Raw genomic sequence first — 6,714 nt, 5'->3', positions numbered from 1 at the left:
ATGACTGCTTCTGACAAATGCGCAAATCTGATCAAATATGTCTTGCTATGCAGGAGCCATCCACACATGACATTCGCCACGGTGCAGCAACTTGGTAACTCTGGGCTCACAGTCAGCTTTCTCTGCGCTCGTCATGATCGGCCGGTTCGGGAAACATGACCGTTCGCTGCGTAGTGCCTGAGCTGGTAAGGTGCGGAGGCAGTACCATTTCGCTGCGGCTGCGCCAATGACTGCTAAGGCCCACCTGCCAAGTCTGCATTTCTACTGATTGCCCCAAAAAAACGCCAGCACTCTACGAAACGAAGCGTCTGAAGAGATTGGTAAAAGGAAAGGAGAATCTAAGAGGCCGTGCAGGCTCAGTTCCTTTTCAGAGTACGATTATTGGTTTCGGACGTATTTCCAGATGCTACGAGATAGGCACTGCTCGCCACCAGAAGGCCCGCGCCAACAAAAAAGCTCCAGGTTGGCTGTAGGTTAAGTGCAAAAAAATCGAACATTGCTAGCCAGACCACTGGCAGGTTTTGCAAGCCTGCGACGTATGAGACCGGGGCGATGCGATAGCTGACGGTGCCAAACCAAACTGTCGCCAGATAAGATAGGCCAACGAGCGCAAAGAAGACGATAATGCCCCCCGTTGGTACAGATGCGGCATCAGTTGCTGCGACGTAGGAGCCGGAGAACAATATGAGCATCGCTAGCGTGTTAAAGGTAAACACATTTGTATTCGACGTTTCGCCAGACCGACGGACGAGGATGATACCGACAGCCTGAGCGAGGCTTGAGCCAAGAGCAGCGCCAATACCCAATAGGCTCCCATCTAGGCCTTCAAGCGCAATCAGAACAAACCCACCAAACCCGATCAGAATGGTCACGAGCCTTAAACTGCTCCGGCGCTCGTCTTTCAAGAGCATAGCTAAGATAGCGGCAAGAAGCGGGCATGTCGCGTAGATTGTTACCGCCATGCTGAGCGGCAGCAATTTGATCGCGATTATACCAAGAACCCAGGAGACCACCGACAACAACGACCTAAGGTGGACTGCGCGAGGATGGGTCCATATCATCATGCTCTGTCTTTGGACGAACATCAGAATTACAAATAGAGCGACGATCGAAAATAGGTTTCGGTAAAGCAAAACTTCTGCTGTGGAATACGTTTCGAGCAAGGATTTGATCAGGATATTGTGCGCCGCGAGCGCGATACTGCTGAACACCATCGCAATGACGCCTAACTGCATCTTGGAGATTTCCATGGTGGTGTATGCCCCCAAATTTGTAACAGTGACCCTTGAAAAGGATGTTGAATCAGCCTGAGGTCTCCGCCTCCAAAGCTCTGGTTAGCAATCAACCAGCGCTCCTCAGCCCGACAGGTCATGTCCCTGCGAATTGAAGCTCCCAAGCCACCATCGCAAACGCCACTGCGTTATCTGGACATGGGCCCGGATGCCCGCTTTGGCGTATGGATCTTCCGCTTCGAACCTTTGCGCTTCGGCGAAATCGTCGGTATCCAACAAGGACGCGCCGCCGATGATGGTTTTGGCGTCCTGATCGAGAAGCGCGCCCGAGGCGATTAGTCTGGTGCCAAAGGAGCGCAGATAGTCGCGATGAGCGTGTCTGACGCCTTCCCTCTCAAGGTCTTTCTCTGGATGGTCATAGGCTGTCACAAGATATGGCATTTGCGTCCCTCGATTATCGCGGTCGCGGTTACGCCCAGAAGGCGGTTCGGATCGACCTGTGCAGTGGCAAGCGCTCGGTTCTATTGGCTGGCCCTTGCAGAAACGTATTGCGCAGCCTTGATCAGCCGTAAATCTTGATCAATATAATCAACATGAAAAATTCTGATTGGTTAGATGCCCGACTGGCCTGCGAGGTGCTGGGGGTCAAAGCACCAACACTCTATGCCTATGTCAGCCGCCACAAAATTCGCGCTCGGTCTGATCCTGTCGATAGCCGCCGTAGTCTCTATTCCAGACATGATATTGAGGAAATGGAACGCACTGCGCGTCGCCCTCGAGCGCGGGCTGAGGTCGCGAAAGCGGCGATCCGCTGGGGTGACCCGGTATTGACGACCGCCATTTCTGATATCCACAGCGGCACGATCTGGCTGCGCGGTCTTCCAATCGAACAATGTGCGGCGCATATGACATTGGAGGATATGGCCGCGCATTTATGTTGTGTGCCGGAGGTCAAAACTCAGTCAACGCAGGGATGCACGTCCGGAAAAACGCCTTTTGGCAGAGCAATAAAATGTTTGGCCGAAGAGGTGGAAACGGATCGCCCGAATAATGGTCGGAACCCTTCGAACTTGCCTGACGACATTGGGCGAATGCTTTCTTTGGTCACTGATGCCGCTCTCGGTTCACGAGGCAAAGGTTTGGTCCATGAGCGGATCGCTTCAAGCTGGAAAGCAAATGCAAAGGCACGTGATGTCATCCGGCAAACCCTTGTCATGCTGAGCGAACACGAACTTAACCCATCGACTTTCGCAGTCCGCGTCTGTGCGTCAACTGGCGCAAGTCTTCCAGCCTCACTGCTGGCAGGCATGGCGACTTTGAGCGGACCATTGCATGGCGGTGTTGCGGAGCTCGCAAGAGCCGCGCACCAGGCCGAGCTCGACGTACAATCCGAAAGATTTATCGCTTCGCATAGTCAAGGTGGGCCTTATACATATGGGTTTGGCCATCCGCTTTACGCCGCGGGTGATCCAAGAGCGGCATTTCTGCTGCAGCAAATCCCGGCTGAGGCACCTTCTAGAGAAGCCGTAAACACACTCTCCAAACGTGTCTCTCTTCCGCCCAATATCGACGCCGCCCTTGCAGCCTTGGCGGCGCATTTCGAATGGCCCCACTATGCTGCGGGGGCCCTGTTCTCGATTGGGCGCACTGCTGGCTGGATTGCCCATGCGATCGAACAAGCCGACAGTGGCAAACTGATCCGACCTCGCGCCAATTATCAGATGCAGCTAGGCAGCGAAGCACATTCAAATGTGCCAGACTGATTTTGTGAACCTGGCAAACCGTGCGACGAAAACAATCGTTAGCACCTGAAGCACTCCATCATCAAAGCCGCCGCTCGTTCATTGCGCAGCATCAGTAAAGTTGGGCTCCCTGCCAGCTTTCGCCGCTCGCATCGCCAACGCCCGCTTTGCTGAGAGGCAGGGCTTTGAGTCGCAAATGATAAAGTCGGTGCGCAGCTAGAATCTTGGACGTCGGAAAATCAAAGGGTTAGGCGGAGCGCAGTGGCAAACCTTTGAGTCGCGCCACAGCAGGCGGCGCAGCCGACAACACGGGTCTGTCTATTTCGCTTAAATCCGGCGGCATCCCTGCCGCTAATGTCCCGAAGCGGCGTTCGGCTTGTCCGAACCCCAAGGGACCATGGACAACAGGATCGAAGATCCGACGCCCCAAGGATCGTGACCCAAGCTGCAGCATTCGGCTTTTTGGGCTCTGTCCGCATTTTCTCTGCACTTAGGACTGATGGCAGCTTAAGCCCTTGGTGAGTCAATCGGAAAATTCAAGATAGGTAGTTTTATCTCAGCAGGAAACCTCTGACGGATTGCTGCTCTTTCGCGTCAAATAGCCTGTGACAGAACCGTTGTTGTTTCGTCATAAAACCTCGCAACGAAATCCCGTATTGCGAGAATCATATGCTCCAAGAGTACCGCTCTCGGAGTGCTATTTTTTACCATAATGTGCAGGAGACGGGTATGTACGATGCGATGTTCGAAGCGAAGGTAAATGACCTGGTTGAAAGTGGCCAATATCGGGAGTTTGTCACGCTGAACCGGATGAGAGGTGAGTATCCGCTGGCGCGGCTCGCTGCTGACAATGATACGAGCCCGATCGTTGTTTGGTGCAGCAACGATTATTTGGGAATGTCGCAACTTGAGTCTGCCTGTCTGGCTGCAAAACAGGCCATTGACGCCTACGGAGTGGGGTCCGGAGGCTCCCGAAACATCGGTGGATCACACAAAGATTATCAAGAGCTTGAGAAAGCTCTGGCGCATTTGCATGGAAAGGAAGCCTGTTTGGTTTTTCCAACGGGTTACAGCTCGAACGACGCAACGATTCAGTGCTTTTTGCGCATGTTTCCGGACATGTTGGTTTTGTCGGACGAGAAAAACCACGCGTCCATAATCAACGGCGTCCGTAGCGCCAGAAGTGAGCGAAAAGTGTTCAAACACAACGACGTGGATGATTTGCGTGAAAAGCTGTCGGCTGAACCTTTTGACAGACCGAAAGTCGTCATCTTTGAGTCGATCTACTCTATGGATGGCGACGTGGCGCCGATAGCAGACATTGTAGCTCTAGCCAAAGAGCAAAACGCGATGGTCTTCCTCGATGAGGTTCATGCTGTCGGAATGTACGGTCCGAACGGTGCTGGCATTGCTGCCGATTTGGGTCTGGCCGGGGAGATCGACGTCATCCAGGGGACGATGGCAAAAGCGTTTGGCGTCATCGGAGGCTATATTACGGGCAGTTCCAGGCTGATCGATGCCATTCGCTCTTTCGCGTCAGGCTTCATCTTCACGACCTCGCTGCCTCCATCCGTTGTGGCGGCGTGTCTGAACAACGTGAGGCATGTGTCTCAGTCATCTGCTGAGAGAGATACGTTGCGCCGAAAGACCCTTGAGCTGAGAGACGCGCTGGCCAAGGCCCGCATTCCGGTGATGACGCAAAGCACTACACATATTTTGCCTGTTCTCGTGGGAGACGCGACGAAATGTAAAACCGCTGCGAAACATCTCCTTGAAAGGCACAGGATTTATCTGCAACCGATAAACTCGCCCACGGTGGCTGTTGGTACAGAACGGTTTCGGGTAAATGTGACGCCGAACCACACGAGTGACCACATATCGAAGCTCGCGACCGCCTTGGCGGAAACCTTCGACCGCTACGATATACCACTTCTGAAAGCGTGATTGTCGGAGACCCCATGATCAGGTCGATGTATGTATTTTGTCTTGTGGTATGGGGTCTGAACTTCATTGCCGTGAAGATTCAGGGCACACCTGTCAGCCTGGATGTCTCTTTGGCATACAGGCTGATGGGCGGGTGTGCCCTGTTCTGGATTTTAGCGAGGCTGAAGTCGGTTCCCTTCACCGTCCAACGACAAGATCTACCTTATGTCGTTTCTTTTGGGGTCTGTAACTTCGCCTTAAGTTATCTCCTTCTGTACTATGCCACGATTGCCAGTACGGCGGCATTGGTCACTCTGGTCTTTTCGATGAAGACGGTGATGACGCCACTGGCATTGCGTATCTTCTTAGGGGATCGGATTGACAGCCGCTTAATCGCGGGTGGGGCGGTCAGCCTTACAGGCGTTTTGGTCTTGCTCTTTCCGTTTCTGAGCATCGACTTGACACATTTGACGGGTTTCGGGCTGGCCGTGTTGGGAACGGCCGTTACGGCTGTCGGTGATGCTGCCTCAGCAAGAAATTCCAGACGGGGTGTTGACCCAATATCAGCGAATTGCGTTGGTTTTACTTCAGGTATGATTTTGATGCTGCTGGTATGTGTCGCTTTGGGGAGAGAATTTTCACTTCCGCTAGATGCACACTATTTGGGGGCGCTGATCTATCTGACGATTGTCGCGTCTTTTCTGGCCTGGTTGTTCTACCTGAAGCTGGTTGGTGAAATCGGCGCGGCCAAAAGCGGGTACATGGTAGCTCTTTTTCCTGCCGTCGGTGGTATTGCATCGGTGCTTCTGGGTGAGACTGAGCTGAATGCGTACATCGTTTTTGGCTGCCTGCTGTCCTGTCTGGGGGCACTTTACTCACTGGGTGGTCTGCAATTGAAAGTGTCTGGCTCTGTTTTGAACAGAAGGTGAGGGGGGCTGTCTGCCCCCGCGCCCTGCGGGCGCTCCCCCGAGGATTGTGCGTAAGACAGTGCCTCTATTTTCTCTTCTGAGAAGAAGAAGGCGGTCGGTTTCCCGGATGGCCGTTCGGGAAGCTGGTGGCGGGCAGGCCAGACGAAGTAAAGCGGCCATTCGGGCAACATGTCGCATCGGTCAAAGAGGGCTCCATCCGGACCTCAGCTGCACCGCGTATGTAGAGGTAAACAGCGGGACTTTGCCGTCATTGGAAGTTGGCACTTCGCTGACGCAGCAACACGTTGCATGCGCGGCACCTAAAAGCCACATGTATCCCATTTCCCCTGGTTACAGGTTGGTCAGCCGGAGTAGACTCTGTTGTTTAGGAAGCGTGCCTCGCATCGCATCGCCCAACAGCGTCAATCACCCTGTCGCTTACTTCGAAGAGACCTCCCACCGTTTTCAGTTCATCGTACTTTTGAATGGGCCCAAGACGGTCAAACTCGCAACCTGCTCGGCGGAGTATTCGCTCCATGAATAGATCATAGACAGAAATAATGTTCACGATCCCGGCGTTTTTGGCTGTTGTGAACAGACCATGCAGGAGTTCTTTCGTTACTAGGCTTAGCCCCTCCTCGCCAAACTCCTTGGTGGCGCTGGTATCAACGCAGAACCGAGAACTTTCCAGTATGAGGGGGTGGCGGACGATTCCTGCTTCCCCCATAACCTCTGAGAAAACATCAGACAACATGTGTGGGCCGACTGTGGGAAGCAGGCGCAATGAAGCCAGCACCCGATTATTTTGTGATATGACGCAGATGTAGAGCGGGTGTAACCCGTCACGGCCTTTGAGACAGACAGCATTGTTTTGCTAAGGGAGTGTCTTTCGCTCATCGTAACCCTTGG

The 6,714-nt window shown here is 53.5% G+C and carries 5 protein-coding genes and 1 pseudogene; 3 read left to right on the top strand and 3 right to left on the bottom strand.

The annotated features are described in order from the left end of the window. Nucleotides 1–356: 356 nt before the first annotated feature. Together Q0859_RS21140 and Q0859_RS21135 are read right to left on the bottom strand one after the other, a co-directional pair. Nucleotides 357–1,250: a DMT family transporter gene (locus Q0859_RS21140; RefSeq protein ID WP_299155087.1), complete on the bottom strand. Its 894-nt coding sequence runs from the start codon at nt 1,248–1,250 to the stop codon at nt 357–359. Nucleotides 1,251–1,355: 105 nt separating this feature from the next. After that, the gene (locus Q0859_RS21135; protein WP_299155085.1) at nt 1,356–1,661 is read right to left on the bottom strand and encodes a YciI family protein; all 306 of its coding nucleotides are present in this window, start codon (nt 1,659–1,661) and stop codon (nt 1,356–1,358) included. 164 nt (nt 1,662–1,825) lie between these two features. On the opposite strand from Q0859_RS21135, the gene Q0859_RS21130 reads away from it, so the two are divergent. The 3 genes from Q0859_RS21130 (at nt 1,826) to Q0859_RS21120 (ending at nt 5,826) form a co-directional block, all read left to right on the top strand. Beyond that, nucleotides 1,826–2,995, top strand: coding sequence for a citrate synthase family protein (locus tag Q0859_RS21130; protein ID WP_299155082.1), 1,170 nt, complete (start codon nt 1,826–1,828; stop codon nt 2,993–2,995). 708 nt (nt 2,996–3,703) lie between these two features. Then, nucleotides 3,704–4,918, top strand: coding sequence for a 5-aminolevulinate synthase (gene hemA / locus Q0859_RS21125; protein ID WP_299155080.1), 1,215 nt, complete (start codon nt 3,704–3,706; stop codon nt 4,916–4,918). A 14-nt stretch (nt 4,919–4,932) separates the two neighbouring features. Next, nucleotides 4,933–5,826 (top strand): DMT family transporter, encoded by an 894-nt coding sequence (locus Q0859_RS21120; protein WP_299155077.1) that lies wholly within the window; start codon nt 4,933–4,935, stop codon nt 5,824–5,826. Between the two features lie 364 nt (nt 5,827–6,190). On the opposite strand, the pseudogene Q0859_RS21115 reads toward Q0859_RS21120, so the two are convergent. Beyond that, nucleotides 6,191–6,637 (bottom strand): annotated as a pseudogene (locus Q0859_RS21115) (acyl-homoserine-lactone synthase); the annotation flags it as partial. Nucleotides 6,638–6,714: the final 77 nt, after the last annotated feature.

Origin of the sequence: uncultured Tateyamaria sp., from assembly GCF_947497045.1 — a bacterium.
Taxonomy (GTDB): Bacteria; Pseudomonadota; Alphaproteobacteria; order Rhodobacterales; family Rhodobacteraceae; genus Tateyamaria.
The sequence above is the reverse complement of the archived record's forward strand: the minus strand, read 5'-3'. Positions and strand labels throughout refer to the sequence as shown.

Excerpts from the sequence above, each read along its gene's own strand:
- Q0859_RS21140 (WP_299155087.1), bottom strand. The coding sequence starts at position 1,250 with ATGGAAATCTCCAAGATGCAGTTAGGCGTCATTGCGATGGTGTTCAGC.
- Q0859_RS21130 (WP_299155082.1), top strand. The coding sequence starts at position 1,826 with ATGAAAAATTCTGATTGGTTAGATGCCCGACTGGCCTGCGAGGTGCTG.
- hemA (WP_299155080.1), top strand. The coding sequence starts at position 3,704 with ATGTACGATGCGATGTTCGAAGCGAAGGTAAATGACCTGGTTGAAAGT.
- Q0859_RS21120 (WP_299155077.1), top strand. The coding sequence starts at position 4,933 with ATGATCAGGTCGATGTATGTATTTTGTCTTGTGGTATGGGGTCTGAAC.